The sequence below is a fragment of the Mucilaginibacter sp. GW822-FHT03E02 genome (assembly GCF_058801545.1).
The window spans coordinates 6,079,831-6,105,517 of sequence record NZ_JBXANJ010000001.1 but is presented as its reverse complement, the minus strand read 5'-3'; the positions used below and the strand labels follow the sequence as shown (position 1 = coordinate 6,105,517).

Sequence of the window (25,687 nt, the reverse complement as noted above, 5' to 3'; positions counted from 1 at the left end):
TATTAAAAGCAAGCCTGTACACACGGACTTTTACGTTCATATAGCCTTAGGGCAACCAATTAGTGCAAACCACTCATGATAAAAATTGTAACAGTTAGTTCAAAAAAGGAACTGGCTTCATTTATTGATTTTCCGCATGATTTGTATGAGGGCGACCCAAACTATGTTCCAGAACTGTTTATAGCCCAGCGCGACCTGCTAACCATTCACCCTTTTCATAAGCATAACAAACTACAGCCATTTTTAGCCTACGACGGCGATAAAATTGTAGGCCGTATCGCTGCCATCCTGAATAACGCCCACAACGAATACAACCATAAAAACGATGGTTTTTTTGGTTTTTTTGATTGTATAGATAGCACCGAGGTTTCAAACCTGCTGTTTGATGTAGTTACCGGCTGGCTTAAAAACAAAGGTGTAACCGGCCAGCTTTTAGGCCCGGTAAACTTTAGCACCAATGAAGCTTGCGGATTATTGATTAAAGGCTTTGATAGCCCGGCGTTTTTAATGAACACCTACAATAAACCGTATTACGCCAACCTTATTGAAAGCTATGGCTTTGGTAAGGATGTTGACATGATAGCATGGCACTGGGACGGGCAGGAATATGATGATAAATCGGTAAGGTTATTAAACTCTTTAGAGGAGCGTTTAAAACGGAGCAATATCATTATCCGCAAAGTAAATTTAAAAAAATTCAAAGAGGAAGCAGCCAAGCTTCGCGAAGTATATAACTCGGCCTGGGATAGTAATACCGGCTTTGTTCCCTTAACCGACGAGGAATTTGATTATCTGGCCAAAGATCTTAAACTCATCCTCGATCCTGATTTTGCATTGGTTGCCGAGCAAAATGGCAAAATAGTAGCCTTTGGTTTGGCCCTGCCAAACTATAACGAGATTTTTCAGAAAATAAAACGTGGCCGTTTGTTGCCAACCGGCATTTTTAAACTGCTGTTTGGTAAAAAAAACATACAAAGCATTCGCATTTATGCGTTAGGGGTAATAGATGGTTACCGCAAAATGGGTATTGAAGCCTGTTTATATGGTACTATTATCAGAGAGTATAAGGCCAAAGGCTTTAAACACGCCGAAGCCGGCTGGACTTTAGAGCACAACGATATGGTAAACCGGGCTATAGAAGCCATCAAAGGCGATCCGTATAAAACATACAGGATGTACCAAAAAGCGTTATGAGGGAAAGGGTTTTAATAACCGGGGCAAGCGGTTTTGCGGGATTTCATATTATCGAAGAGGCATTACACAACAACCTTGAGGTATATGCCGCCGTGCGCAGAAGCAGCAAAACAGATCACCTGCAAAATCTCGATATCAAATTTGTCAACCTTAATTACCGCGACCTTACTACGCTAAAACAACAACTTGCAGATATTAAGCCCGACTATATTATCCACGCGGCCGGTGTTACGGCAGCAAAATCACAGGCAGCCTATAACTATATTAATGCCACCCATACCTTCAACCTCGCCTCCGCTGCGGTACAGGCGGGCATTAACCTGAAAAAATTTGTGCTCATCAGCAGCCTGGCGGCGCTTGGGCCGCTTAAAACATTATCCGGCACCATCAGCGAAACTATCAAGCCCAACCCGGTTACTGCTTATGGGCGCAGCAAGCTACTGGCCGAAGAACAGTTAAGGACGGTTGAAAATTTAAACTATACTATATTGCGGCCAACGGCTATTTACGGCCCAAGGGATACAGGGATATTTATATTTTTTAAGCAGCTTACCCGCGGCCTTGAGCCCTATATGGGCAAAGCCGACCAAAAACTAACCTTTATATATGTAAAGGACGTTGCCAAAGCCTCCATAAAATCGCTGTACGACGGAAACAATACAGATTATAATTTGAGCGACGGCAATTTTTACAATAAATATGAGTTAGCTAACTTAGCCAAGGAAGCTTTGAGTTTAAAAACCTTTAAATTTCATTTACCTGTAATATTTGTAAAAATAATAGCCTTTGTATCAGAAAAAGTGAGTTCTTTGAGCAATAAAGCCGCCATTATAAATATGGAAAAGCTTGACGAACTCATGGCCGTTAACTGGTCGGTTGATATCGAGAAAGCAAAGTCGCAGCTGGGGTTTTATCCGGCCTACAATTTGCAAACCGGCTTAATAGAAACACTAAAGTGGTATAGGGCCAACGACTGGTTGTAACACACCCAGCGAAAAACATGATTACATACAGTAGTAAAATTGAGTAAAACATAAATAACATCAAATTACTTAAACGTTTAAGTAATTTGACAATCAATAACTTACCAGTAAACACAGCTTTAAAAACAACAAAAGGTAAAACGGCGAAAAATCATTTAAACAGCCCTTTTGCCCCCAACAATTAAACAATAAATAAGTATAATGAAAATCAAAATTTCTCCAGCCGAAGGTAAACTGGGTATCCTTATCCCTGGTTTGGGCGCAGTAGCCACCACGTTGATTGCCGGCGTTGAAGCCGTAAAAAAAGGCATTTCGCAACCAATCGGCTCGCTTACACAAATGGGGCACATCCGTTTAGGCAAACGTACCGAAAACCGCAATCCCAAAATTAACGAATTTGTGCCGCTTGCCCAGCTAAACGATATTGTTTTTGGCGGATGGGATGTTTACGAAGATAACGTTTACCAGGCTGCATCAAACGCAAAGGTGTTGGAATCGTCGTTACTGGATGCTGTAAAACCGGCCCTGGAAGCGATAGTACCGATGAAGGCCGCTTTTGATCAAAACTACGCTAAAAACCTAAGAGGTACCCACGTTAAAACCGGAACACGCTATGAACTGGCGCAACAGGTAATGGAGGATATCCAAAACTTTAAAGAGCAAAACGGTTTAGACCGTGTTGTATTGGTATGGTGCGGATCAACAGAGATCTATTACGAGGCATCGGCTATCCACCAATCGCTTGCCGCATTTGAACAAGCGTTAAAAGATGACGACAAACTGATAGCGCCAAGCATGATATACGCTTACGCGGCTTTAAAATTAGGTGTGCCTTTCTCAAACGGCGCCCCTAACTTAACCGTTGATATACCAGCTTTAATTGAGCTATCAAAATTAACCAAAACACCTATTGCAGGTAAAGATTTTAAAACTGGCCAAACTTTAATGAAAACAGTTTTGGCTCCGGGCCTTGCTGCACGTTCATTAGGCGTACACGGCTGGTTCTCTACCAATATATTAGGCAACCGCGATGGTTTGGTATTGGATGATCCGGATAATTTTAAAACCAAAGAGGTATCAAAATTAGGTGTACTGGAAGATATTTTTAAACCTGAAGATAACCAGGAGCTTTATGGTAACATTTACCACAAAATCCGTATCAATTACTACCCGCCACATGGCGATAACAAAGAAAGCTGGGACAACATTGATATTTTTGGCTGGTTGGGTTACAAAATGCAAATCAAAATTAACTTCCTTTGCCGCGACTCTATTCTTGCCGCCCCTATCGCGCTTGACCTTGCTTTATTTAGCGACATGGCCAAGCGTGCCGGCATGAGCGGTATCCAGGAGTGGTTGTCATTTTATCTTAAATCGCCGCAAACTGCAGCCGGTTTACATCCGGAAAATGACATATTTAAACAATTGATCAAGTTAGAGAACACACTTCGTTATTTAATGGGCGAAGATTTGATAACCCACCTTGGTTTAGATTATTATGACGATATGTTTGCCCAGGAAGCATAATAAATTGCAATAAATTTAAAATCAGCCGTATAAAGTCCGATCTTTATGCGGCTGATTTGTTTATAAGCCATCCTTAAACCTAAGTTTATTAATTGCTAAGCAGCCAAATATCAATTAAGCTGTTAATAAATGTTAAATACTTATGGTAGCTGTACAGCGGGCCTGCAATTTTTAGTACTCTTGTAACAGATTTTTTTTGTTAAAGACTGTACTTCTACAGGTTACGTATATGCAAATACTGATTAGTATACCCTGCTATGTATTTATTATCATTATTTAGCTATTAGTATAATTTCAAGGTAATTTATTTAAATGATTACCGTTGTTGTAACTGCCACAGACAATATTTGACTTTTTGACCACATTAGTCTGTAGGGATTTTTTTTACCTTTGGAACGCAGTTACAAGCGTGATGTAGGAGTTATAAAAGGTGCATTAAACCTATTTAAAACAGGTTTACCACCTAAATAAGCCGACGAGTGGGATCAGGGTGTATGATTGATCGGCGTGATAATTTAAACTGATAATTAATAATATCGGTAACCAAAAGGTTAGCTAAATAGCGGGGCGAAATTATTTTATCAATCAAAAAAAGGTTTGTATTTGCATAATTGCATAAAGTACATGAAGTTTAAAAAAATTTACAAAAGTCTATTCTTTTCAATATTCTTTTTTTCCGTTACATCAATATTTGCTCAAACCACTATTATTACTGGCAAGGTTACTGATGCGGGCAATAAACAAACCCTTCCTTACGTAGTAGTTGGCTTTACCGGCACCACCACCGGGATTACTACCGATAATAATGGAAATTACCGCCTGTCAACAACCAACCAAACTTACAAGCAAATAAAAATATCTTTTTTAGGATATAAAGACGCGTTTTTGGCCGTAGTTCCAGGTAAAGAGCAGGTTATTAACGTAAAGCTTTTCCCCTCGGCCCAGCAACTGGCCCAGGTTACTATTAAAGCCGGCAAAAAACCTAAATACCGTAATAAAGACAACCCCGCGGTTGAACTGATACGTAAGGTTATTGAAAATAAAGAAAAAAATCGCCCGGAGGCCTATGACTATGTTGAGTACCGCGAGTACGATAAAATGATGTTTGGCGCAGCCAACGTTTCGGCAAAATTTTCGGATCGCAAATTTTTCAGGAAATATAAGTTCATCCTCGATAACAGGGATTCAACCACCGTTCCCGGAAAATCCATCTTACCTATTTTCCTGAACGAAAAAATATCGCAGAATTACTATCGTAAAAATCCGGAAAAAAACAGGGAAATTGTCCTGGGCGAAAAAAATGTAAACTTTGGCCCTGCTGTTGATAACGCCGGCCTTACACAATATTTTAAGCACTTATATACCAAGGTTAATATCTATGATAACAATGTGCTGTTAATAACCAGCCAGTTTTTAAGCCCGATATCAGATAACTCACCTAACTACTACAAATTCTTCATCACCGATACCATTACCGATGAGCATAACCATAAACTGGTTGAGTTAAGCTTTACTCCAAGAAACACTACCGATGTATTATTTGAGGGACGGATTTATATTACCCTTGACGGTAATTATGCCGTTCAAAAGGCCAACCTTATTGTAAACAAAAATATCAACATCAACTTTATCCGGTCGATACAGGTAGATTTAACGTTTGAACAAAATCCGGACGGGCGTTACCACATGAGTAAGAGTACCACCACTGCCGATTTTGGAGCATCTAAAAAAGAAGCAAAAAGCAGCCTGTTTGGTACCCGTACCATTACGCTGGGTAACTATGTTGTAAACAAGCCCCGGCCGGATACGGCTTACAATAAACAATCAGAAGAAGCCTCGGATGAAGCCAAAAACAGACCGGACGCTTTTTGGCAAAAAAACAGGCTTGATACGCTTACCACAGCCGAATCAAAAGTTTACAAAAACATTGATAGCTTAAAGGATATGCCATCGTATAAGCGTACGGTTGATATTGCTACGCTGTTACTTGCAGGTTACAAAGGCTTTGGTAAATTTGAAATTGGCCCTGCAAACACTTTTTACAGCTTTAACCCGGTAGAAGGTTTCAAACTGAGGTTTGGTGGCCGTACCACGCCTGCATTAAGTAAGCGCTACTATTTTGAAACTTACGCGGCTTACGGTTTTAAGGATGAACGCTGGAAGTACTTCCTGAGTGCCACCTACTCGCTCAACAATAAATCTATCTACAAATTCCCGCAGAATTACATTCGTGCAAGTTTTCAGCGCGATACAAAAATACCGGGTGCCAACCTTCAGTTTGTACAGGAGGATAACTTCCTGTTGTCATTCAAACGTGGGGTAAATGACAAATACCTGTACAACGATAACTACAGGATTGATTATGTACACGAGTTTGAAAGTCATTTTTCATACAGCGCCGGTTTTAACAACTGGAAACAGGAGCCGGCCGGTTCGTTATATTTCAGGCCGATGGATGACCTTACCCACCCTGTTCATGATTTAACGTCTACAGAGATAACTGCCGGGTTAAGGTACGCTCCAAACGAAGAGTTTTACCAGGGCAAAATTTATCGTACACCGCTCCCTAACAAATACCCTATTTACCAGGTACAATTTACTGCAGGCCTGAAAAATGTTTTTGGCGGCGAATATAATTACCAGAAAATTGATGCCCGTATTGATAAGCGTGTTTACGAATCGCAGTTAGGTTATGCCGATGTGGCCGTGTATGGCGGTAAAGTTTTTGGTACAGTTCCGTATCCGTTATTGTCAATTCCGCGCGCCAATCAAACTTATGCTTATGATATTGACTCGTATAACCTAATGAACTTTTTGGAATTTGTGTACGATCATTACGAAGGAATAAGGATTGATCAGCACTTTATGGGTTTCTTCTTTAATAAAGTGCCGCTATTTAAAAAATTAAAATGGCGCGAAACGGCTTCCTTTAAAGTGCTATGGGGCGGACTGAGCGATGGAAATAATCCATCTATACACCCGTCATTGTACCAGCTGCCTGTTGATGCCAATGGGGTACCGCTTACTTATTCATTAGGCCGTACACCATATGTTGAGGGAAGTGTAGGTATCGAAAACATATTTAAGCTAATTCGTGTTGATTTTGTGGAAAGGTTTAACTACCTTAATCATCCGAATGTAGCAAATTGGGGTATACGCACCAGAATTAAATTTGATTTTTAATTTTGTACATCAAACTATTACAAAAATGGAACAAAAAATATCGCTTAGAACAAACCTTCAATTAGGTATTTACCGGGTGATTGATCCCGTTGTAAAAATTCTGATCAAGGTTGGCTTAACACCAAACGCGGTTACATCAATTGGGTTTGTGCTGAACGTGGGTGTTGCGGCCATTTTTATTTTAGGTGCCGAAGAAGGTAACCGCGGCGATTTACGTTATGTGGGCTGGGCTGGTGGTTTGATACTGTTTGCAGGCTTATTTGATATGCTTGATGGCCAGGTAGCCCGCTTGGGCAACATGAAATCTACCTTTGGCGCACTGTATGATTCTGTTCTTGACCGTTACAGCGAGTTAATCATGTTTCTGGGTATTTGCTATTACCTGGTTGGGCATCACTATTTTATAAGTTCGATAGCTGCGTTTATAGCACTCATAGGCTCCATGATGGTAAGTTACGTAAGGGCGCGTGCCGAAGGCCTTGGTGTTGAAGTGAAAGGCGGCCTGATGCAAAGGCCAGAGCGTGTGGTTACCATTGGCGTGTGCGCTTTAATAAGCGGCATAGTTGCGCAATATATTGGCGGCAATTATAAGTTGTTTATACCAGGTGTTAAATTTCACATATTTGAACCGATATCGATATTTACTTTCCCATTGGTATTACTGGCTGTGCTAACCAATATTACCGCTTTTAACCGGTTAAGAGAAGCAAAAAAAGCCTTAATAAAACAAGAGGAAGAGGGTTCGTAAGTCTTAAGTCGGTAGTCTTGAGTCACAAGTTGAATTTTAGCACTGGTGATTAAAAATTAAGCCTTCTTCAATTTAAGACTTTAAACTAACAACTTGAGACCCCGGTTAAAATATTGTACCTTCGCGCAGGGGTTGGATTACAGTTCCGGGTATTGTGCCGATGACAAAATGACGATTAGTTTTAAGCCGGAAAAAGACAAATTTCGACTTATGGCTTCCGACTAAAGACTGTTGACTTAATACTGTAATAAATTATATCAAAACAAAACTTTAAAATAACAGGCGAAGAAATAGTTAAAAATTTTAAACCTGATATATTATGGCGACAAAGAATTATGTATCTAACTCACAGGAGTCTGTGAGGATGTTTAAAAGCAACTTTTTAGAGGGTTTATCAAAGGTGCATTATACCGTACCCTTGTATATTTTTGTACCGGTTATCATTTACTCAACCTACCTGTCCTTTAATGCAGGTATTGGTTTTATAAAATATACGGAACTGTTTATCCTGGGCTTATTTATCTGGACAATTACCGAGTATATTATGCACCGCTTTGTTTTTCACCTTAAGCCCAATGAAAACTGGGAATGGGCAAAAAGGCTGCATTTTATTATGCACGGTGTACACCACGATTATCCGAGTGATGCCAAGCGTTTGGTATTGCCGCCATCGTTGAGCATTCCGCTGGCTACCGGCTTCTTCTTTTTATTTAAATGGATACTGCCCGCCGATAATGTTTTTGGCTTTTTTCCCGGCTTTATATTAGGCTATCTGTTTTATGATATATCGCACTATGCGATGCATCATTTTAACTTTAAAAGCGGCCTGTTTAAAAAAATAAAGCAACACCATATGCTGCACCACTACCAGGATCCCGATAGGGGCTACGGAGTAAGCTCGCCGCTGTGGGACAAAATATTCCGTTCCGGATTCTTAAAAAAATAAGTTGAATACTGCCGCGCATAACAGTGTAACAATTAATACCAAAACGGTACTTATTGTTTCGCTCATCTCGATAGGGTATTTAGTACTCTCCTACTTTTTAATCGGTTACAAAAGCGATGAGTTAACGCTTGTACTGATATTTAACTCCCTTTTTTACGCATCGGCAGTTACCCGCAAATTTATACTCGGCTTCAGCATCTTCATTGTATACTGGATCATATTTGATTATATGAAGGCCTTCCCCAACTACAATTTCAATACTGTACACATAGCCGATATTTATAATTTCGAGAAACGCGTATTCGGCATCCATTACAAAGGCAGCCTGCTTACCCCAAATGAATACTGGCGGGCAAACGGCAACACGGTTATTGATGTGATGGCCGGTATATTTTACCTGTGCTGGATTCCGGTACCGCTTGCTTTTGCTACCTTTTTGTTCTTTAAAAACAAAAAGCAGTTCCTTAAATTTTCACTCACCTTTGTACTGGTTAATTTATTGGGTTTTGTGGTATACTACGCCTTCCCGGCTGCGCCGCCCTGGTATGTGCAGTACCATGGCCTGCAATTTCATCCCTTAACCCAGGGCAACACAGCTGGCCTGGCTAAATTTGATGAATTTTTTCACGCAGGCGTTTTTAAGTCTATTTATGCCAAAGGTTCAAATGTATTTGCGGCAATGCCATCATTACACTCATCGTACCCGGTTATTGTTTTGTATTATGGCATTAAAAACCGCCTTGGCAAAGCAAATTTATTTTTTGCTGTGGTAATGCTGGGCATCTGGTTTACCGCCGTATACGCGAGCCACCACTACGTGCTTGATGTACTGGCGGGCATCACCTGCGCATCAACCGGCATTTTCCTTTTCAATTTTATGCTAAAGCGATCAAAGGCCTTACAGCACTTCATCACCCGTTACGAACAGACTATTGTTTAGTACATAATACTTATACGGCGCTAAAATGCTGTCCTGTTTTGTGTACCAAATTAAATGTTCAAAAAAAAAACGCCGCTGTTTTAAAAAAAACTCGCCCATGTTTAGTGCAAAAAGCGCCCGTACAGCGCAGGAATTAATATTTCATATCAATTTTATTCGGCCATGCAGGCAATTTTGGGTAGTCAGGCACATTATTTGACTAAGTATTATTAAAATATATTGCTATATTCGGTAACCCCTATATGAAGAAACTGCTTACTTGCCTCATCTTTACGTTATTAGCCGGATCAAAATTATCAGCCTACGCTGGTGACCTGGATAGCCTCAAGCAAAAATTACAGCTGACAAGCGATTCATTAAAGGGCCCAATCTACAATGCCATTGCCGAAGAGTACATGCACTATGATACGGTTAGCAACCGGAACTTAAGACACTATTACAAAAACGAAGCAGTAAATTACTCCATGCTTGCGTTGCATGTGTACTCAAGTATGAACGATTCTTTAGGCCAGCGTACCTGCTACAACAACCTGTCAAAAATTTACAGGTCTCAGCATAATTACAGCCAGGCCAAATGGTTCATACTGCAATCAAACACTATATCTCGTTTAAAACACGATGTGCCTAACATCATTTCCTCGTTAATTGAGCTTTCGGCTATCAAAAGCGACATTAAGGATTACACCCTTGCCATGGGCGACTTAAACGAAGCTTTAAAAATTGCGGTAAAAAACAAGGATCCCAGGAATGAATCGGCAGTACAGGTAGGTTATGCCGATTTATACCGGCATATGAAGAATTACGATAAAGCAGCGGTAGCCATAAAACGACATGAATTTTTGGACGACAGCATCCGAAAAGCAGAGGAAACTAAGTTGGCAATGGTCGCTAAAAAAGACTCTGTTCAGATTAAAAAACAGGACTCTATCATCGTCAAAAAAAAAGTATATACCTCCAGCTTCAAACGCGGCTCCAAACTCGCCTCGGCAAGGCATACAGTCTCGTTGTAACGCTTATCATTGCCCTTGCAGTTATGGCAATAGCAGTAATGATTTATTACGTTCGACGTAAAAAGCGAAGCCGGTGGCGTATAAGGCCCCGGAAACCCAGGCAGTAGTCACATTGTATCCAGTAATCTTATTAGGAATGCCAATTGATCACTAACGCTGCGTTCAACTATTCAACAAATTTCTTAGTTGCGCCATACTAAACCTCATTCAGTTTTGTTTGTCTGATAAGTATATGACTAAATCATTTTTAAGCGCTATATATTTAGTTGCGGTATTATTAATATGCGGCAAAGCCTACGGGCAAACCGAAGAATTTAAAAGCGAGTTTCTAACCCGGATAAACCAAACCCGGGCCAGGGGCTGCAATTGTGGCGATAAGTATTTCCCGCCCGCCCCTGCCCTAACCTGGAACGACAAGCTGTTTGATGCAGCCACCGGCCATGCAAAAGATATGGCCAAACGCAATTATTTTAGCCATACCAGTAAAGATGGCCGCAGTATGGAAGACAGGATAGTTTTAGCTGGCTATAAGTTTAAAGGTTTTAAAAGCTTTGCCATAGGCGAAAACATTGCCCAGGGTCAGCAAAGCATAGCCGAGGTGATGGACGGCTGGTTTAAAAGCGAAGGCCATTGCCGAAATTTGATGAACCCCGACTTTAAGGAAGTTGGCGTAGCAGAGTATAAAAGCTATTGGGTACAGGATTTTGGAGGCCGCACCTCCTTTTCGGCCGAGCAGCAAAAGCTAATCAAATCAGGAAAATACAAACTGATACAGAATTAGGAGATGTGCAGATTTCAAATGTGCAGATGAAAGAGTGGATATACAGATACACGTCAGATGTGCGGACGATGTAACATTTGATGTACAGATATGTAGATTTGATGTTACTTCTGAATCTGCACATCCAAAAATTGCACCCGGAATTTGCACATCTGAAATCTGCACATTTGAAATCTGCACATCTGCATATCTGCACATCTAAAGCTCCCCCACCTTCACCCTTCTTTCCATTACCTCGCGCCAGGTGGTTAGTATAAATCCCTTCTCTTTTAAAAATGCTTTTAACCGTGGATCGAGCATGGCCAGCAAGTCGCCTTTGCGTTTTTTTCCGGTATCGGATATCTGGTCAAAATTTGGCGAGGGATTGGTACAATGCATAATAACCATGGTTAACCCCGGCGACAAGCGGCCAATGCTTTCGATATAGTGATCGGTATACCATTTTTGAATTTGCGCATCGGTCATTTTATCAATATTGGGCATCTGCCAATCGTAACTTGAGTTATGTAGGTCGTCGAGTACGGGCAGCCCGGCCTTCCAGATCATAGCCCCGGTTTCCTTCACATTGGCCAACACCGCCGGATCGGGTATCGGCATACCTTCGGTATATTTACCCTGTTGTTTTAATTCGGCTATGGTAGCGGCCCGGGCTTCTGCACGATAAAATAAATCATCGCCACCGGGGAACATTACCGGAATTTGCTTTTCAATTCCAAGCTTAATATATTTTTCGGTAAATGCCGGCTTGGCAAATAGGGTGCCCATGTGCGAGTCAAGGTGCGTGGGCTTAAAGCCCATTTTTAAGGCCCTATCCAATTGCGCCCTTATTTCCTTGTCAACTTCATCTGCCGACGCATTAAAATAAACAGCTACAACACTGGGGTATAAACATCCTTGTTTATCGGTGAGGCCGGGCACAATAGTTTTGCCCGCTAATGGCCCCCAGCGATAGTTATCCCATTCGGATGTTAAGGTTAAATGCAGGCCGGCATCGGTATTGGGGTGTTTATCCAGGTATTTTACAAATTCGGGCACCCAAGGGCAGGGCATCATTACACTGGTTGAGGTAGCCACGCCTTTTTCTATAGCTGTTTCCACGCCATCGTTTGATTCATGCGACATCCCGGCATCGTCAACATGCAAAATAATTACACGCGCGCCTTTTGGCCAGCCCAGCTTTTCGGCATAGGTTTTTGTTTGCTGTGCAAAAGCTACAGTGCTGCAAATTATGCAAACAGCAAAAAGGATATTTTTTTTCATGATGGTACAGGATTACAATTGGTTTATAAATATAAATATACCGGCTATTTAAACCAAAGGCATCCATATCCAAAAATGAACCTGTAATTACACTTAATTTACTACTTTTGAAATAATGCTACCCGCTACCAACCATACACTCGAAAAATTAGAGATGCTGCTCAAAACAGCAGGTTATAAGGTGCGGTACGAGAAAGGCAACTTTAAAACCGGGGCGTGCCTGCTACTAAATAGCCGTATGGTGATTGTAAACCGGTTTTCGAACCTGGAAAGTAAAATTCTGGCCCTGGTTGAACTACTCCGCGAACTGGAGGTAGATTTTAGATTGCTTGACGAAAAACAGGTTGCATTTTTACAGGAAATAAAACAAACAAAATTGCAGCTGTGACCATAACATTTTTAGGTACCGGAACATCGCAGGGCGTGCCTGTTATTGCCTGCGGGTGCGAGGTGTGCACATCTGCCGATGCGTACGATAACCGATTACGCACCTCTATTTTAATTGAAGCCGAAGATAAAACCATCGTTATTGATTCGGGCCCCGATTTCAGGTACCAGATGCTGCGTGCAGGCGTAAAACGTTTGGATGCCATTGTATACACCCACGAGCACAAAGATCATATAGCCGGGATGGATGATATCCGGGCATTCAACTATTTCCAGCAAGGCCCAGTAGATGTTTACGCCGATTTTAGGGTGCAACGTGCGCTTGCCCGCGAATTTCCCTATGTGTTTGATGGTACAGGATACCCGGGCATCCCACAGGTTACCGTACATCCTATCGGTTTAGATCCCTTTAATATCGGCAGTGTAAAATTTATCCCCATCGAGGTTTTGCATTACATGCTACCGGTACTGGGCTTCAGGGTAAATGATTTTACTTATATCACCGATGCTAAAACGGTATCAGAGGCCGAAAAAGAAAAAATAAAGGGCTCAAAAATATTGGTGATCAATGCCCTGCAAAAGCAAACCCATATCTCGCACTTTACACTCGACGAAGCCATTGATTTCGCCATCGAAATTGGCGCCGAAACCACTTATCTTACCCATATAAGTCACCGCCTTGGCAAACACCAGGATATATCGGCCGAGCTGCCACCCAATATCCGGCTGGCTTATGATGGTTTAAAGCTGGAGATTTAAAAGAAGGGTTTATGCTCACCTTCAGTTAGAGACAACCGGACAAGAGTTCATTGTAAATCGATATAACTAATCCTCTCTATCGCACCCTTATATTGATTTAGGTGCCCGGTATCGTGGGCATCAACCCGCCCCTTTATAGTTACATGCTTATCATTTATTTGTGTAAACTGGCCGTTATTATATTGAAAAAGACCTGTTCGCGTTCCCTCTAAATAAAGCGGGCAATCGGGGTTAAAATTTATCCAGATGGCATTCCCCGCCGAGTGATCGGCAAAAAGGCTATCATTAAACAAAGCTGATTGCTCTGGTGCTTCAATATATTTACCGGTAACCTCTACATATTGCCTATCGTACTTTTTAAGGTTTTTTATCAGCTCGGTAAAAGCAACACGCTTATAAACGGGCGAGTAATCATCATTGCAATCACTTTTAAACACCTGTTTACCATGGCTGCAGCCAAGCAACCCTGCCGCTAAAATGACCGGAGATACTATTTTGATCAGACATTTTAACGCCATGAGGAAGCAGTTATGTTTTTAAATATGAAGTTACCTAAAATTAACACCACCTGCATTGTGTAATGGAATTTATACAGATTATACAGATATAGTGCGGCCTCCCTTTTGCAGCTACTATCGCTTAGGTAAAGTACCGGTTTGCAGTATTAGCAAACCTGCTTCGATATTGATAACGATGTTAAACCGCACTCAAACTAAAATATCTTTTTTATACCCTATCGAAAGCCTATATTAGATTCAAGTTGCATCCATAAAAAAGACTTTTAAATATACGCCATGAAAAAAATCATATTTCACCTGTTCGTCATTACAATTTTGCCGTTAACCGCATTAGCCCAGGACACTGCTACGGTAAAACAGCAGGCAAATATTTTGGCCCAGGCCATGATAGCCGGCGATTACGCAACTATTATAAACCATACTTATCCTAAAGCAGTGCAAATGGCGGGCGGTAAGCAAAAAATGATATCGATGGTTAATCAGGGTATGGCACAAATGAAAACCCAGGGAGTGACTTTTGAAAGCGCAACAGTAGGCTCTCCCGGAAAATTTTACAAAGCAGGTGCCGAAACCCATTGCCTTGTGCCCGAGAACTTAACCATCAAACTGCCAAATGCTCATATAATCAGCCACAGCTATCTATTGGCAATAAGTAAGGATGGCGGTAAAACATGGTCTTTTTTGGATTTAAACAACTCCACCAGCGATAAAATAAAACAGCTGATCCCTGATTTTAACCCGGCTTTACAAATCCCAAAATCAACTACCGAGCAAATACTGTAGTTGAAATTGACGGCTTTACTGCCAGATTTAGACCACAAAGAGATGAATTAATGACCAATATTTACATACCCCAGGCTACCGAAAACCAACGGCGAATAACTGCCGGTGACATTTCATTTGTACATTATACCGAAAAGGATAGCCTGCAAAACAGCAGGGTTGTATTTAACTGCTATGCCATTAGCTTTGTTATTAATGGAGAGAAAGCAATTTTTCGCCCGGCCAATAATACCTTTGTGGGCACAGGCGAGGGGATTGTGATTCCCGAAGGAAATTCCATTATGGCCGAGCATACTTTAAACAATCATCAGTACAGCAGTATATTGGTATTCTTTTCGTCGGCTTTCGCCCAGGATTTTTTAAACCGGCATAAACTGAACTCACGGCCAACCCAGGTAACACCAGACTATATTAAGTTCAGGCAAACTAATTACATTGCCGGCTATATTAAAAGTCTGAAAACGCTGATAGACGAAGGGCAAAACTTGCCATACCTGCTGGCCGCCAATAAAGTAGAAGAGCTGCTTTTAGTTTTGCTGGATAGTTACGGCATCCAATTGACCGGCCTGTTACGCAGCAATACCCCCTCGCCCGAATTGCTGCTAAAAAACGTAGTGGAGAACAACCTGTTCAATAACCTTACGCTTGATGAGCTGGCCTTTTTGGCCAACAAGAGCCTGGCATCATTTAAACGCAACTTTGAAAAGGTTTACCACATGGCCCCCGGTAAATACATTCGCGAGAGAAAGCTTGAGGTAGCCCGGCAGGAGCTGGAACAAGGTAAAAACGCCACATCACTTTATATTGACTTTGGGTACGATAACCTTTCGAACTTTTCATCGGCATTTAAAAGAAAATTTGGCGTAAGCCCAAAACAATACCAGATGAGCGTACAAGAATCATGAGCTGTTTTCAATATTTTTTGAGCTGCCGGCATTAACGCCTGTCCACGTAAACAAGCCACCTTTGGATATTATTTATATCCAAAAAATCATGAAAAAGTTCCTCTTATTTTTATTTGCAGCCCTAAGCTACGTAAGCACCAAAGCCCAAACCTTTACATTAAAAAGCGCCGACCTGGGCGGGCAATTCACTAATGAATTTGCATCAAATACATTTGGCTGCGCGGGGCTAAACAAATCGCCGCAGTTGGAATGGCAAAATGCACCACAAGGCACCAAAAGCTTCGCCATTACCATGTACGACCCCAACGCCCCTACCGGCAGCGGCTGGTGGCATTGGATTGTTTTTGATATCCCTGCCAGTGTTCATCAACTTAAACAAGGCGCGGGCAATCAGCCTGCAAATGAGTTGCCCGCTGGCGCTATACAAGGTAACACCGATTTTGGAGTTCCGGGTTATGGCGGTCCCTGCCCGCCGGTAAATGATGCTGCGCACGGGTATGTCATCACTATTTTCGCCTTAAAAACAGACAAGCTTGGTGTCGGCGATAAGGCATCACCTGCATTAGTTGGCTTTATGTTAAACCAGAATGTTATCGCGAAGGCATCGTTAATTGTATATGCCAAACGCTAACAGCTAACCGCCTCTGCATAAACCGGCTGCACCCAAATACATGTTGTAACATTTTAGGTTGATAATTTTTTATCCGGCAAATATTTTGTTACTTGTAGATGCTTTTCAACAACCGGTTATGCACAGACGAAATTTTCTTAAAACAGGGTCATTAGCTGGCCTTACGTTATCAACATTGGTTGCCGCATCATGCAGCCAGCCAGCAGCAGACGATAAAAAATCAGATACCACCGCTACAGATAGTAAGGATGATCTGTTTGAACTTTCGGAAGCTACCATAACCGATTTGCAGGAAAAAATGAAGGCAAAGCAATATACCTCGCGCCTGCTTACCGAACTTTACCTGAAACGTATTGATGAGATTGACAAGAATGGCCCTAAGCTCAACTCCGTTATTGAATTAAATAAGGACGCTTTAAACATGGCCGATGCTATGGATAAGGAGCGGGAGAAAGGCAAAGTACGCGGCCCCTTACATGGCATACCCGTGCTGATAAAAGATAATATAAACACCGGCGATAATATGCATACCACTGCCGGCTCGCTGGCATTGGGTGATAATTTTGCCAAACAAGATGCTTTTATTATCCACAAGCTACGCGAGGCCGGGGCCGTTTTATTGGGCAAAACCAACTTAAGCGAGTGGGCCAACTTCCGGTCAACACACTCCACCAGTGCATGGAGCAGCCGGGGCGGGCAAACCAAATGCCCCTATATTCTCGATCGTAACCCCAGCGGCTCAAGCGCTGGATCGGGCAGTGCTGTAGCGGCCAACTTATGTACCATAGCCATTGGCACCGAAACCGACGGCTCAATAGTATCGCCTTCATCGGTAAATGGCCTGGTGGGTATTAAACCTACTGTTGGGTTGTGGAGCAGATCGGGCATTATTCCTATCTCCAAAACGCAGGACACGGCCGGCCCTATGGCCCGCACGGTTAAGGATGCCACCATTTTTTTAGGAGCTTTGGCCGGCGTTGATCCGCAAGACAGCCTTACCCTGGCCGCCAAAGGCAAGGCCGAGGTTGATTACACCAAGTTTTTAGATGCCGATGGTTTAAAAGGTAAACGCCTTGGGGTCGAAAAATCGGCAATGGAGGGTAACCCAGGCATGGTGGCTTTACTAAAAGATGCCATTAAAACCCTGGAAAGCAAAGGCGCTACCGTAATTGAAGTTGAGCTGAATAAAGAGTTGAAAGATATCGGCAAAAGCGAGTTCCCTGTTTTATTATATGAATTTAAAGATGGGCTGAACGAGTATTTAAGCAATGCAAACAGCAAGATAAAAACCCTGGCCGATGTAATTACCTATAACAAACAAAACGAAGCCAAAGCGATGCCCTTTTTTAAACAGGAAACCCTCGAACTGGCCCAAGCCAAAGGCGACCTAAACACCGAAGAATACCTGAAAGCCGTAAAGCAAACCAATACCGGCACCCGCAAAGCGATAGATAAGATTTTAACGGATAACAAACTGGATGCCATCATAGGCCCAACCAACGGCCCGGCAGTTTGCATCGACCTTATAAATGGCGATTACGACAACGGTTTCGGCTTTTCGAGCCCGGCGGCAATGGCGGGCTATCCGCACATTACTGTACCCATGGGATTATTACATGGCTTGCCAATAGGCCTGTCGTTTTTCAGCACCGCCTGGAAAGAAGGCGACATTATTAAGTTGGGATATGCTTATGAGCAGGCGAGCAAAAAGAGGGTTAAACCTTTGTTTAAGGTGGATTTGTTGGGGTGATAGTGAATGGTTGATTAGGTGAGTGGTTGATTAGGTTTAAACTCGTTCAGTGGTAATGCGCCAGGGCAAACGCATCTATTTGGGTTAACATAACTTAACACATTTCAGATAAAATATTTTCAAATATTTGATAATCAATATTTTATATTTTATCATGGTTAACACTAAACTGATCTTATAATTTAGGCGCATCCAAATATTTGTGCCTGTTGTTGGTCAATACAAGTCCCTTTGGTACATGGATTATTTAACCAGGATCAACCAATAAAAACAAGATGTCGTTTGATACTTATATCTTCCCGACGCCACAAGCTTATTCCGTTAGCAATTTTGATGCGTTTGCCCCGGGTAATGCGCCGAACTACGCGACTTTTATTTTAACTTTTTCTAACTTAGTCCACCGTTCAATAATCAATTCATCATGGAATTTGGCAAAGTAACACCCGAAGAATTACCCTTAATAGATTTCACTCTTCCGCCCGATACAGAACTTACAACTACCGTATTAGCTACGGCTAAAGATAATGAACCAATACAGGTTCACGTCGGCTGCGCCAAATGGGGACGCAAAGAGTGGATTGGGCAAATCTATCCCCCAAAAACAAAGGATGCTAACTTTTTAGATGAATACGTAAAACATTTCGATTGCATCGAACTGAACGCCACATTTTATAACATTTACGGCCCGGATACCATTGCCAAATGGAAAGCCAAAGCCGAAAGCAACCCCGGTTTTAAATTCTGCCCCAAATTTTCGCAAAGTATCAGCCACATCCGCAGGTTAAAAAATGCCGACGATATTACCACAACTTACTATGAAGGCATCATGGCATTCGGCGAAAAGCTGGGACCACTATTTTTGCAACTAAGTGATAACTATACCCCTAAAAGCTTCCCCGAACTGAAAGCATACCTGGAAGCTTTACCCAAAGATGTACCCGTTTTTGTAGAGCTGCGGCATAAAGAATGGTTTGCCCAACAGGAAAACAGCGACAAAGTATTCAGCCTGTTTCGCGATCTTAATATTGGCGCCGTAATAACCGATGCCTCCGGACGCCGGGACGTAATACACATGAGTTTACCGACACCTCATGCCTTTATCCGGTTTGTGGGTTGTACTGATAAAATAGGCGAATACGGCATTGATGAAGCCCGCCTGGATATGTGGGTAGAAAGGATAAAAAAGTGGCAGCAGGAAGGTTTAAAATCGGTTTGGTTTTTTATGCATCAGCATGATGAAAGATTTTCACCAATATTGTCAGATTACGTGACGGAAAAATTAAACGCGGCCTTAGGTACAAACTTACTTCGGCCCAAATTTATTGAACAGCTGCAAGGCGGTTTGTTTTAATTTGATACCAGGCCTGAGATTACGTTGATGCTCAATGCCACGATAGCGGTATTAAAAGCGAAAGATATCATCCCATGGATCCAGGCCAGCCGACGGATTTGCCGGGAGGAGATCTCGATATCTGATACCTGGAAAGTCATCCCCAACACAAAAGAGAAGTAAACAAAATCAAGATAATCAGGCTCAAAACCCTTTTCATCGCCTGGAAATTCCAGTCCGCCCAAAGGTTTAGTCTTGCTATCGCCATCGGGATTGGTAGCGTAATACATGTGGGCATAACGCAGGGTAAATATGGTGTGCACCAATATCCAGGAAATGATTACTGATGCCATTCCGAGAAATACATGCCCTGTAACTACGGCAGGCGATAATTGTTTAGATGATTTAAGCAGGAAGAAGATGGCCAGCAAACTAATGACGGAGGCAATAACCACGAACGCAAATATCAGTACCCGGCTGGAATCTTCAATTTTGGCTATATGCCTAACCTCCATTGGGTGCGATGACAGGATGATAACCCAATCCATCACTATAACACTCAACCCAAATGCCGACCACGTAACCAATGTTGTTGCCGGTATGCTAAAACGCCCCCAGATAAAAATAAGTGTAGCTGTAGCAACAAGCAAGGATACTAACAAACGATGATGCGTATCTAACCGTAACCATAATTTCGATTTTCGTTGAGGGTTTGCAGGCATATTGGGCTGTACTATGGTAAGTACAAGGTAAATATGGTAAACAATTGTGTAGAAATGATGAATTAATCTTCCTCCTCAACAATCCAGGCTACGCGGCCAACCTGGCCATCATCCAGTTGTACCTTGATGCCGCGGGAATGGTATGACGAACTGGTTAACAGCCTTTTCACAATGCCGCGGGTAAGCGTGCCGGTACGCTGGTCTTTTTTTAGGATAATATCAACTTCCAGTCCGGGGTATATATCGCTTCTGTTTTGTCCGTTCATTTTTTTGGGATTACACTGATTTTTAGGGTGATTTCACCGATTATTTAAAAGGATATCCAAGGCCTTTTGTTTGGCCTCAATATCAATTCCAATATGGGGTTTGATGGTAACCCACCTTTGTTTTATAGCCTTGGGCAAGTTATTTATTGACAAATCATCATCTATAATGACGTAGTTCGCCTCACCGTTCTTATGTATCCACTCCTGAATTTCGCAACCACGATCCTGCATATCCGCCAGGGATTGCCTATCATTGAGTTTAGATAATTTATTAATAGTTATCCCTCTGATTTTGAAGATCTCCAGCCAACGTTCACAAGCGAAACTAATCCTATGTGTACCGGCTAAAACCACGTCGGCACCTGTTAGCGCCAAAATATCAGCCAGGTTTTCTGCCGATTGTTTGTTAAACAGCATGAACCCGTCGGCACCAATTTCTACCTTTTTCCAGGACGGTTCGGTTACCAATACTCCATCTATATCCAGCAGGATTACCATTTTGTTAGGCCACCAGCTCCTTTATTGCCATTTCAACTTTCTCAAAATCAAAGTTAGTAAGCAGCTTATCAAAGGCGGCGGTTATATGCTGGTTACCCAGGTTGCCTATACTGCCTTCGTGGGTGTGGTTTACAGTTTTATCGGGGTTAAAATCACCTTGTTCTATAGCTAAGCCCACCTGTTTGTAAGCATCACGGAACGGTGTTCCACTTAATACCATACGGTTAACTTCCTCAACACTAAACAGGTAGGCGTACTTGGAATCTTTTAGTATATCAGCATTCACTGTTATATTCTGGAGCATGAAGGTGGCCATATGCAGGCACTTCTTTAGGTCGGCAAAGGCGGGGAACAGGAGCTCTTTGAGTAGTTGCAGCTCGCGGTGATAGCCCGATGGCAGGTTGGTGGTCATCATGGCCACATCGGTTGGCAGGGCTTGCAAGCGGTTACATTTGCCGCGCATAATTTCCCAAACATCGGGGTTTTTTTTGTGGGGCATAATGCTGCTGCCGGTAGTTAGTGTATCGGGGTAGCTTACAAAGGCAAAGTTCTGGCTCAGGTAAAGCGCCTGGTCCATAGCCATTTTGGCAAGGGTTGCGGCTACACTTGATAACGCCTGGGCGATGATCCGCTCGGTTTTGCCGCGGCCCATCTGGGCGTATACTACGTTGTAATTCAGGCTGTCAAACCCTAATAATTGGGTAGTTAGTGTACGGTTAAGCGGGAACGACGAGCCATAACCGGCTGCCGAACCCAGGGGGTTTTTGTTGGTAATTTTATAAGCGGCCAGCACCAGTTCCAGGTCATCGGCAAGGCTTTCGGCATAGGCACCAAACCAGAGGCCGAACGAGGATGGCATGGCCACCTGCAGGTGGGTATAGCCTGGCAGCAGTACATCTTTATGCTGCTCACTTAGTGTAATCAACTGGCGGAAAAGGGTTTCGGTTTCCTCAACTACCTGTTGCAACTGGTGACGGAAGAATAATTTGAGGTCGACCAGCACCTGGTCGTTGCGGGAGCGGCCGGAATGGATCTTTTTGCCGGCATCGCCAATGCGTTGGGTAAGCAGCATTTCAACCTGCGAGTGTACGTCCTCCACCCCATCTTCAATGGTGAAATTACCGGCCTCAATATCAGCATAAATAGCTTTTAGTTCACGCTGAACAAGCTCAAGATCAGCACTATCCATCAGGCCGATGCTTTGGAGCATACGGGTATGGGCCAGCGAACCCAGCACATCAAATGCGGCCATTTCCTGGTCAAATTCCCTATCCTTGCCTACGGTGAAATCCTCTACCAGCTGATTTACATTAGTGGTTTTTTGCCATAACTTACTCATGGTGCAAATGTAAAGTTTAGTAGCAAGATTTTAGTATCAAGTCGCAAGTATCAGGTATCAAGATTTTTGAAGCGTCGGTTACAACCTGGGGCTTGATACTACTGCAGGGTGTTCGGTTTTTTATGGGGATCAACAGGTGTTCGGGGCCGAACACTTAAAATATTATATATCAGACAATTAAGTGTTCGGATAATTTCGGGGCGAGGTAAATTGGTCCTGTTTTGCCGGAGGTGGTGGCCTGTGGTTTTTTGTACCCGCGAACACCCTGCCAGGTTCTGTTAGCACCTTGTTACATCCTTATTATATACCTGCCACCCCACGTAAAGCACTCGTTGGGCACCTTAAATTCCTGCTCATTCTCAAATTCTGATTTACGAAATTACTTTGTAGAAGCTACAACATTGGCCCGCTCTTGGCCGCGGGGGGCCAGGTACTTTTGTCTTGATACAAAAGTACCCAAAAAATCAAGTCAGCAGAAATGCTTCTTTGCCGCACGGGCCTTTGCCCTGCAAAACGGCCAAAACCTGGGCTGGATTTATTTTGCCCCGGCGCGGTCGGCCCTCACACGTGCAAAAACATCCTATGCCCTGCCACCGCACAGCCCACCATCGTTTTGGCCGTTTTCGCCCGAAGCTCCCTCTGCTGACACTTTTGGGATAACAAGGTGCTTTTTCTGTAATGAAATTTGCAGCTAAAAATTCTGCTAATTCTCAAATTCTGAAAACGGCGCAGCCCTCTTGAACACCTTTGAAAAATCATTTACATGTGAAAAATTCTGATTCAGACAATTACTTGCAGCTAAAATTCCAAAAACTCTAATTATCAGTTATTTAATCTTCCGGGAGCATCAAAAACATCATCAAACAAAAAATCACAAAAACAAACAGGGACATGCTAAATTAATTTAGCGGTACCAGTAAATGCCATTCACCATGGCTACGCCGGGGGTGGTTTCAAAGGCGTTCAGGATGGTGCCGTCGGGGGTACGGGTGGCCCATTTGCCCCACATTTGTCCGCTGCTGTTGCGTATCGACCATGCCTGCGTGGCGTTGGCATCCAGCCAGCTGCCATAAGTGCTTTGCAACCCGGCCGAGTGCACATAAATGCAGGCCCAGCGGGCAAATATGCCCTTAAAGCCCTGGGTATCGGCCGTGTCGTACTCATCAAGCAAAATGCCACCGGGAGTTTGGCACATGTTGTTTTTACTGTAGTTCATTACGTTATTGGCCATGGCGGCGTAGTTTACAGCCGGGTATTGCAGGCGCAGGGCATCGCAGGCGCCTATGAAAGTGCCTTGCGTGTATGAGCGGCTGCCTTCGGTAATGGTGCCTGCCGCGTTTATGGCCCCCTTAACCTCGCCGCTGCTGGTGTACAGGGTGGCCACCATCCAATCCATCAGCAGCTTGGCCTTGGTTTGGTAGCTGGCATCGCCGGTGGCGGCGTACAGCTTCATGGCGCAGATGATGGCCGGGGCGTTTACGCAGGCATTTTTGGTTTGCTTGGCGGTAGTCCACCACAGGCCGCCGCCCAGGGCGGTATCATAGGCACGGTTCCACACAATGGCAAAGTTGTTTTTGGCCATATCCAGCATGCCGCCATCGTTGGTAATGGCATAGGCACGCACGCACATCAGGCTGCCCCAAATAATATCATCATTATAAATGTTGCTTTCCCAGGTAAGGCCGTAACCGTCGCGCATGCCGTTGTACAGGTAGCTGATTTTGTTCTTCAGGTCGGTATTGGGGTTTATGTTATAAGCGTCAATGAGGGTTTCAATGGCCTCGGCCTGCGTCCAGAAGTCCATCCGGCCGGTGTGGTTCTGGTCTTTCCAGTAGTAGGCCTTATAGCTGGGGCCGTAGGTGCCGTACTGGTTGTAAAAAGTATTGTTGTACACCTGCATAGCCACCAGCGCCTCGGCACGGGTAGGCAGGGTTGCATTGGTTACCAGCTTACGGCCGGCCACCGCCGCCGAAGTCCCCGGCGACCCAGCCGCCAACTGCTCCTCCTTTTTACAGCCCGATGCCACCGCCATACAGCCAATCGCAGCCAGCAGCAGGCCATACCCGGCCCGGCCCATCAATTTAAAAGCACGCAGCACGCCCAACGCGCCGCCGGTTTGTTTAACATTGTTTTTCATAATTTTCATAGAAATTGATTTTGTTTAATTGGTTTATATAAAGCCTGCCCCTGTTTGTTGCATCATTTTACCACTACGCCTGATTTTTCAGGTTCAAATTTGAACGCTGGCCACGACTCACCCCGACGAGGCTTACGCCCGTCTGCCCCTCTCTCCGGCTGCGCCGCATAGAGGGGCGAAAAAGTTGTCTTTCTTTCCTCAACCCTCTTTGCGGCGCAAGCCGGAGAGAGGGTCGGCCAGCGTAGCGGAGCCGGGGTGAGTCGTAACCGCCATACCCTCCCCCTGTTTGTTGCATCATTTTACCGCTACCACCATTTTCCGGCGCAAATTTGAACGCGGGCTACGACTCACCCCGACGAGGCTTACGCCCGTCTGCCCCTCTCTCCGACTGCGTCGCATAGAGGGGCGAAAAATCGTTTTACCTTCTTTAACCCTCTTTGCGGCGCAGCCGGAGAGAGGGTCGGCCAGCGTAGCGGAGCCGGGGTGAGTCGTAACCGCCATACCCTCCCCCTGTTTGTTGCATCATTTTACCGCTACCACCATTTTCCGGCGCAAATTTGAACGCGGGCTACGACTCACCCCGACGAGGCTTACGCCCGTCTGCCCCTCTCTCCGACTGCGTCGCATAGAGGGGCGAAAAATCGTTTTACCTTCTTTAACCCTCTTTGCGGCGCAGCCGGAGAGAGGGTCGGCCAGCGAAGCGGAGCCGGGGTGAGTCGTAACCGCCACGCCCTCCCCCTGTTTGTTGCATTGTTTTACCGCTACCACCATTTTCCCGCGCAAATTTGAACGCCGCCCACGACTCACCCCGACGAGGCTTACGCCCGTCTGCCCCTCTCTCCGACTGCGTCGCATAGAGGGGCGAAAAATCGTTTTATCTTAGTCAACCCTCTTTGCGGCGCAAGCCGGAGAGAGGGTCGGCCAGCGCAGCGTAGCCGGGGTGAGTCTTCGCCACCATGCCCCATACGCCACGCTCCCGCCCAGCCAGTAAAAACTGCCCCTAAAAAAATCACGAATATTGGTTTACCCCGGCTGCTGCAAACGCTAAAAGCACCCGCCTGCCCGGCTTATGGTATTGTTTTTCAATTGG

23 protein-coding genes are annotated in these 25,687 nt (G+C 43.8%); 16 read left to right on the top strand and 7 right to left on the bottom strand.

Annotated features, from left to right (window positions below; translation table 11 throughout):
• Positions 1-75 precede the first annotated feature (75 nt).
• The 9 genes from AC1RM2_RS25560 (at position 76) to AC1RM2_RS25520 (ending at position 11,312) form a co-directional block, all read left to right on the top strand.
• Positions 76-1,194, top strand: a complete 1,119-nt coding sequence (locus tag AC1RM2_RS25560; protein WP_492987944.1) for a GNAT family N-acetyltransferase — start codon at positions 76-78, stop codon at positions 1,192-1,194.
• Positions 1,191-2,177: an NAD-dependent epimerase/dehydratase family protein gene (locus AC1RM2_RS25555; protein WP_492987943.1), complete on the top strand. Its 987-nt coding sequence runs from the start codon at positions 1,191-1,193 to the stop codon at positions 2,175-2,177. Before AC1RM2_RS25560 ends, AC1RM2_RS25555 begins: the two co-directional genes overlap by 4 nt.
• Positions 2,178-2,378: 201 nt before the next feature.
• Positions 2,379-3,704 (top strand): inositol-3-phosphate synthase, encoded by a 1,326-nt coding sequence (locus tag AC1RM2_RS25550; RefSeq protein WP_492987942.1) that lies wholly within the window; start codon positions 2,379-2,381, stop codon positions 3,702-3,704.
• Between the two features lie 624 nt (positions 3,705-4,328).
• The gene (locus AC1RM2_RS25545; RefSeq protein WP_492987941.1) at positions 4,329-6,887 is read left to right on the top strand and encodes a DUF5686 family protein; all 2,559 of its coding nucleotides are present in this window, start codon (positions 4,329-4,331) and stop codon (positions 6,885-6,887) included.
• Between the two features lie 25 nt (positions 6,888-6,912).
• Positions 6,913-7,635: a CDP-alcohol phosphatidyltransferase family protein gene (locus AC1RM2_RS25540; RefSeq protein WP_492987940.1), complete on the top strand. Its 723-nt coding sequence runs from the start codon at positions 6,913-6,915 to the stop codon at positions 7,633-7,635.
• A gap of 319 nt (positions 7,636-7,954) precedes the next feature.
• A complete protein-coding gene (locus AC1RM2_RS25535; RefSeq protein ID WP_492987939.1) occupies positions 7,955-8,581 on the top strand; it encodes a sterol desaturase family protein in 627 nt (208 codons plus the stop codon).
• Position 8,582: 1 nt separating this feature from the next.
• Positions 8,583-9,521, top strand: coding sequence for a phosphatase PAP2 family protein (locus AC1RM2_RS25530; RefSeq protein WP_492987938.1), 939 nt, complete (start codon positions 8,583-8,585; stop codon positions 9,519-9,521).
• Between the two features lie 242 nt (positions 9,522-9,763).
• Positions 9,764-10,531, top strand: coding sequence for a hypothetical protein (locus AC1RM2_RS25525; RefSeq protein ID WP_492987937.1), 768 nt, complete (start codon positions 9,764-9,766; stop codon positions 10,529-10,531).
• Between the two features lie 232 nt (positions 10,532-10,763).
• A complete protein-coding gene (locus tag AC1RM2_RS25520; protein WP_492987936.1) occupies positions 10,764-11,312 on the top strand; it encodes a CAP domain-containing protein in 549 nt (182 codons plus the stop codon).
• Positions 11,313-11,510: 198 nt separating this feature from the next.
• Here AC1RM2_RS25520 and AC1RM2_RS25515 read toward each other — a convergent pair whose 3' ends face one another.
• Positions 11,511-12,572, bottom strand: a complete 1,062-nt coding sequence (locus tag AC1RM2_RS25515) for a polysaccharide deacetylase family protein (RefSeq protein ID WP_492987935.1) — start codon at positions 12,570-12,572, stop codon at positions 11,511-11,513.
• Between the two features lie 115 nt (positions 12,573-12,687).
• On the opposite strand from AC1RM2_RS25515, the gene AC1RM2_RS25510 reads away from it, so the two are divergent.
• Complete coding sequence (locus AC1RM2_RS25510) at positions 12,688-12,960, top strand: hypothetical protein (RefSeq protein WP_090653283.1); 273 nt, start codon at positions 12,688-12,690, stop codon at positions 12,958-12,960.
• The gene (locus AC1RM2_RS25505) at positions 12,957-13,718 is read left to right on the top strand and encodes an MBL fold metallo-hydrolase (protein WP_492987934.1); all 762 of its coding nucleotides are present in this window, start codon (positions 12,957-12,959) and stop codon (positions 13,716-13,718) included. Before AC1RM2_RS25510 ends, AC1RM2_RS25505 begins: the two co-directional genes overlap by 4 nt.
• Positions 13,719-13,765: 47 nt before the next feature.
• Here the strand turns inward: AC1RM2_RS25505 and AC1RM2_RS25500 are convergent, their stop codons facing one another.
• Complete coding sequence (locus AC1RM2_RS25500; RefSeq protein ID WP_492987933.1) at positions 13,766-14,236, bottom strand: hypothetical protein; 471 nt, start codon at positions 14,234-14,236, stop codon at positions 13,766-13,768.
• Between the two features lie 276 nt (positions 14,237-14,512).
• On the opposite strand from AC1RM2_RS25500, the gene AC1RM2_RS25495 reads away from it, so the two are divergent.
• The 5 genes from AC1RM2_RS25495 (at position 14,513) to AC1RM2_RS25475 (ending at position 19,656) form a co-directional block, all read left to right on the top strand.
• Complete coding sequence (locus tag AC1RM2_RS25495; protein WP_492987932.1) at positions 14,513-15,019, top strand: hypothetical protein; 507 nt, start codon at positions 14,513-14,515, stop codon at positions 15,017-15,019.
• Between the two features lie 50 nt (positions 15,020-15,069).
• The gene (locus tag AC1RM2_RS25490) at positions 15,070-15,924 is read left to right on the top strand and encodes a helix-turn-helix domain-containing protein (protein ID WP_492987931.1); all 855 of its coding nucleotides are present in this window, start codon (positions 15,070-15,072) and stop codon (positions 15,922-15,924) included.
• An 88-nt stretch (positions 15,925-16,012) separates the two neighbouring features.
• Complete coding sequence (locus tag AC1RM2_RS25485) at positions 16,013-16,555, top strand: YbhB/YbcL family Raf kinase inhibitor-like protein (protein WP_492987930.1); 543 nt, start codon at positions 16,013-16,015, stop codon at positions 16,553-16,555.
• 118 nt (positions 16,556-16,673) lie between these two features.
• On the top strand, positions 16,674-18,305 hold the full coding sequence (locus tag AC1RM2_RS25480) for an amidase (protein ID WP_492987929.1): 1,632 nt from the start codon (positions 16,674-16,676) through the stop codon (positions 18,303-18,305).
• Between the two features lie 421 nt (positions 18,306-18,726).
• The gene (locus tag AC1RM2_RS25475; protein ID WP_492987928.1) at positions 18,727-19,656 is read left to right on the top strand and encodes a DUF72 domain-containing protein; all 930 of its coding nucleotides are present in this window, start codon (positions 18,727-18,729) and stop codon (positions 19,654-19,656) included.
• Here the strand turns inward: AC1RM2_RS25475 and AC1RM2_RS25470 are convergent.
• The 5 genes from AC1RM2_RS25470 to AC1RM2_RS25450 all read right to left on the bottom strand — a co-directional run bounded on the left by AC1RM2_RS25470 (position 19,653) and on the right by AC1RM2_RS25450 (position 24,606).
• Positions 19,653-20,357: a DUF1345 domain-containing protein gene (locus AC1RM2_RS25470; protein WP_492987927.1), complete on the bottom strand. Its 705-nt coding sequence runs from the start codon at positions 20,355-20,357 to the stop codon at positions 19,653-19,655. The two genes, AC1RM2_RS25475 and AC1RM2_RS25470, sit on opposite strands and share 4 nt — an antisense overlap.
• 62 nt (positions 20,358-20,419) lie before the next feature.
• Entirely contained in the window at positions 20,420-20,623 is a 204-nt protein-coding gene (locus AC1RM2_RS25465; RefSeq protein WP_492987926.1) for a YwbE family protein, read from the bottom strand.
• A gap of 33 nt (positions 20,624-20,656) precedes the next feature.
• On the bottom strand, positions 20,657-21,121 hold the full coding sequence (locus AC1RM2_RS25460; protein ID WP_492987925.1) for an HAD domain-containing protein: 465 nt from the start codon (positions 21,119-21,121) through the stop codon (positions 20,657-20,659).
• Between the two features lie 4 nt (positions 21,122-21,125).
• Complete coding sequence (gene argH / locus AC1RM2_RS25455; protein ID WP_492987924.1) at positions 21,126-22,460, bottom strand: argininosuccinate lyase; 1,335 nt, start codon at positions 22,458-22,460, stop codon at positions 21,126-21,128.
• 904 nt (positions 22,461-23,364) lie between these two features.
• Positions 23,365-24,606: a glycoside hydrolase family 76 protein gene (locus tag AC1RM2_RS25450; protein ID WP_492987923.1), complete on the bottom strand. Its 1,242-nt coding sequence runs from the start codon at positions 24,604-24,606 to the stop codon at positions 23,365-23,367.
• Positions 24,607-25,687: the final 1,081 nt, after the last annotated feature.

What these genes read in the sequence shown, in the direction of transcription:
- AC1RM2_RS25560 (WP_492987944.1), top strand. Translation starts at nt 76, where the DNA reads ATGATAAAAATTGTAACAGTTAGTTCAAAAAAGGAACTGGCTTCATTT.
- AC1RM2_RS25555 (WP_492987943.1), top strand. Translation starts at nt 1,191, where the DNA reads ATGAGGGAAAGGGTTTTAATAACCGGGGCAAGCGGTTTTGCGGGATTT.
- AC1RM2_RS25550 (WP_492987942.1), top strand. Translation starts at nt 2,379, where the DNA reads ATGAAAATCAAAATTTCTCCAGCCGAAGGTAAACTGGGTATCCTTATC.
- AC1RM2_RS25545 (WP_492987941.1), top strand. Translation starts at nt 4,329, where the DNA reads ATGAAGTTTAAAAAAATTTACAAAAGTCTATTCTTTTCAATATTCTTT.
- AC1RM2_RS25540 (WP_492987940.1), top strand. Translation starts at nt 6,913, where the DNA reads ATGGAACAAAAAATATCGCTTAGAACAAACCTTCAATTAGGTATTTAC.
- AC1RM2_RS25535 (WP_492987939.1), top strand. Translation starts at nt 7,955, where the DNA reads ATGGCGACAAAGAATTATGTATCTAACTCACAGGAGTCTGTGAGGATG.
- AC1RM2_RS25525 (WP_492987937.1), top strand. Translation starts at nt 9,764, where the DNA reads ATGAAGAAACTGCTTACTTGCCTCATCTTTACGTTATTAGCCGGATCA.
- AC1RM2_RS25520 (WP_492987936.1), top strand. Translation starts at nt 10,764, where the DNA reads ATGACTAAATCATTTTTAAGCGCTATATATTTAGTTGCGGTATTATTA.
- AC1RM2_RS25515 (WP_492987935.1), bottom strand. Translation starts at nt 12,572, where the DNA reads ATGAAAAAAAATATCCTTTTTGCTGTTTGCATAATTTGCAGCACTGTA.
- AC1RM2_RS25510 (WP_090653283.1), top strand. Translation starts at nt 12,688, where the DNA reads ATGCTACCCGCTACCAACCATACACTCGAAAAATTAGAGATGCTGCTC.
- AC1RM2_RS25500 (WP_492987933.1), bottom strand. Translation starts at nt 14,236, where the DNA reads ATGGCGTTAAAATGTCTGATCAAAATAGTATCTCCGGTCATTTTAGCG.
- AC1RM2_RS25495 (WP_492987932.1), top strand. Translation starts at nt 14,513, where the DNA reads ATGAAAAAAATCATATTTCACCTGTTCGTCATTACAATTTTGCCGTTA.
- AC1RM2_RS25490 (WP_492987931.1), top strand. Translation starts at nt 15,070, where the DNA reads ATGACCAATATTTACATACCCCAGGCTACCGAAAACCAACGGCGAATA.
- AC1RM2_RS25485 (WP_492987930.1), top strand. Translation starts at nt 16,013, where the DNA reads ATGAAAAAGTTCCTCTTATTTTTATTTGCAGCCCTAAGCTACGTAAGC.
- AC1RM2_RS25480 (WP_492987929.1), top strand. Translation starts at nt 16,674, where the DNA reads ATGCACAGACGAAATTTTCTTAAAACAGGGTCATTAGCTGGCCTTACG.
- AC1RM2_RS25475 (WP_492987928.1), top strand. Translation starts at nt 18,727, where the DNA reads ATGGAATTTGGCAAAGTAACACCCGAAGAATTACCCTTAATAGATTTC.
- AC1RM2_RS25470 (WP_492987927.1), bottom strand. Translation starts at nt 20,357, where the DNA reads ATGCCTGCAAACCCTCAACGAAAATCGAAATTATGGTTACGGTTAGAT.
- AC1RM2_RS25465 (WP_492987926.1), bottom strand. Translation starts at nt 20,623, where the DNA reads ATGAACGGACAAAACAGAAGCGATATATACCCCGGACTGGAAGTTGAT.
- AC1RM2_RS25460 (WP_492987925.1), bottom strand. Translation starts at nt 21,121, where the DNA reads ATGGTAATCCTGCTGGATATAGATGGAGTATTGGTAACCGAACCGTCC.
- argH (WP_492987924.1), bottom strand. Translation starts at nt 22,460, where the DNA reads ATGAGTAAGTTATGGCAAAAAACCACTAATGTAAATCAGCTGGTAGAG.
- AC1RM2_RS25450 (WP_492987923.1), bottom strand. Translation starts at nt 24,606, where the DNA reads ATGAAAATTATGAAAAACAATGTTAAACAAACCGGCGGCGCGTTGGGC.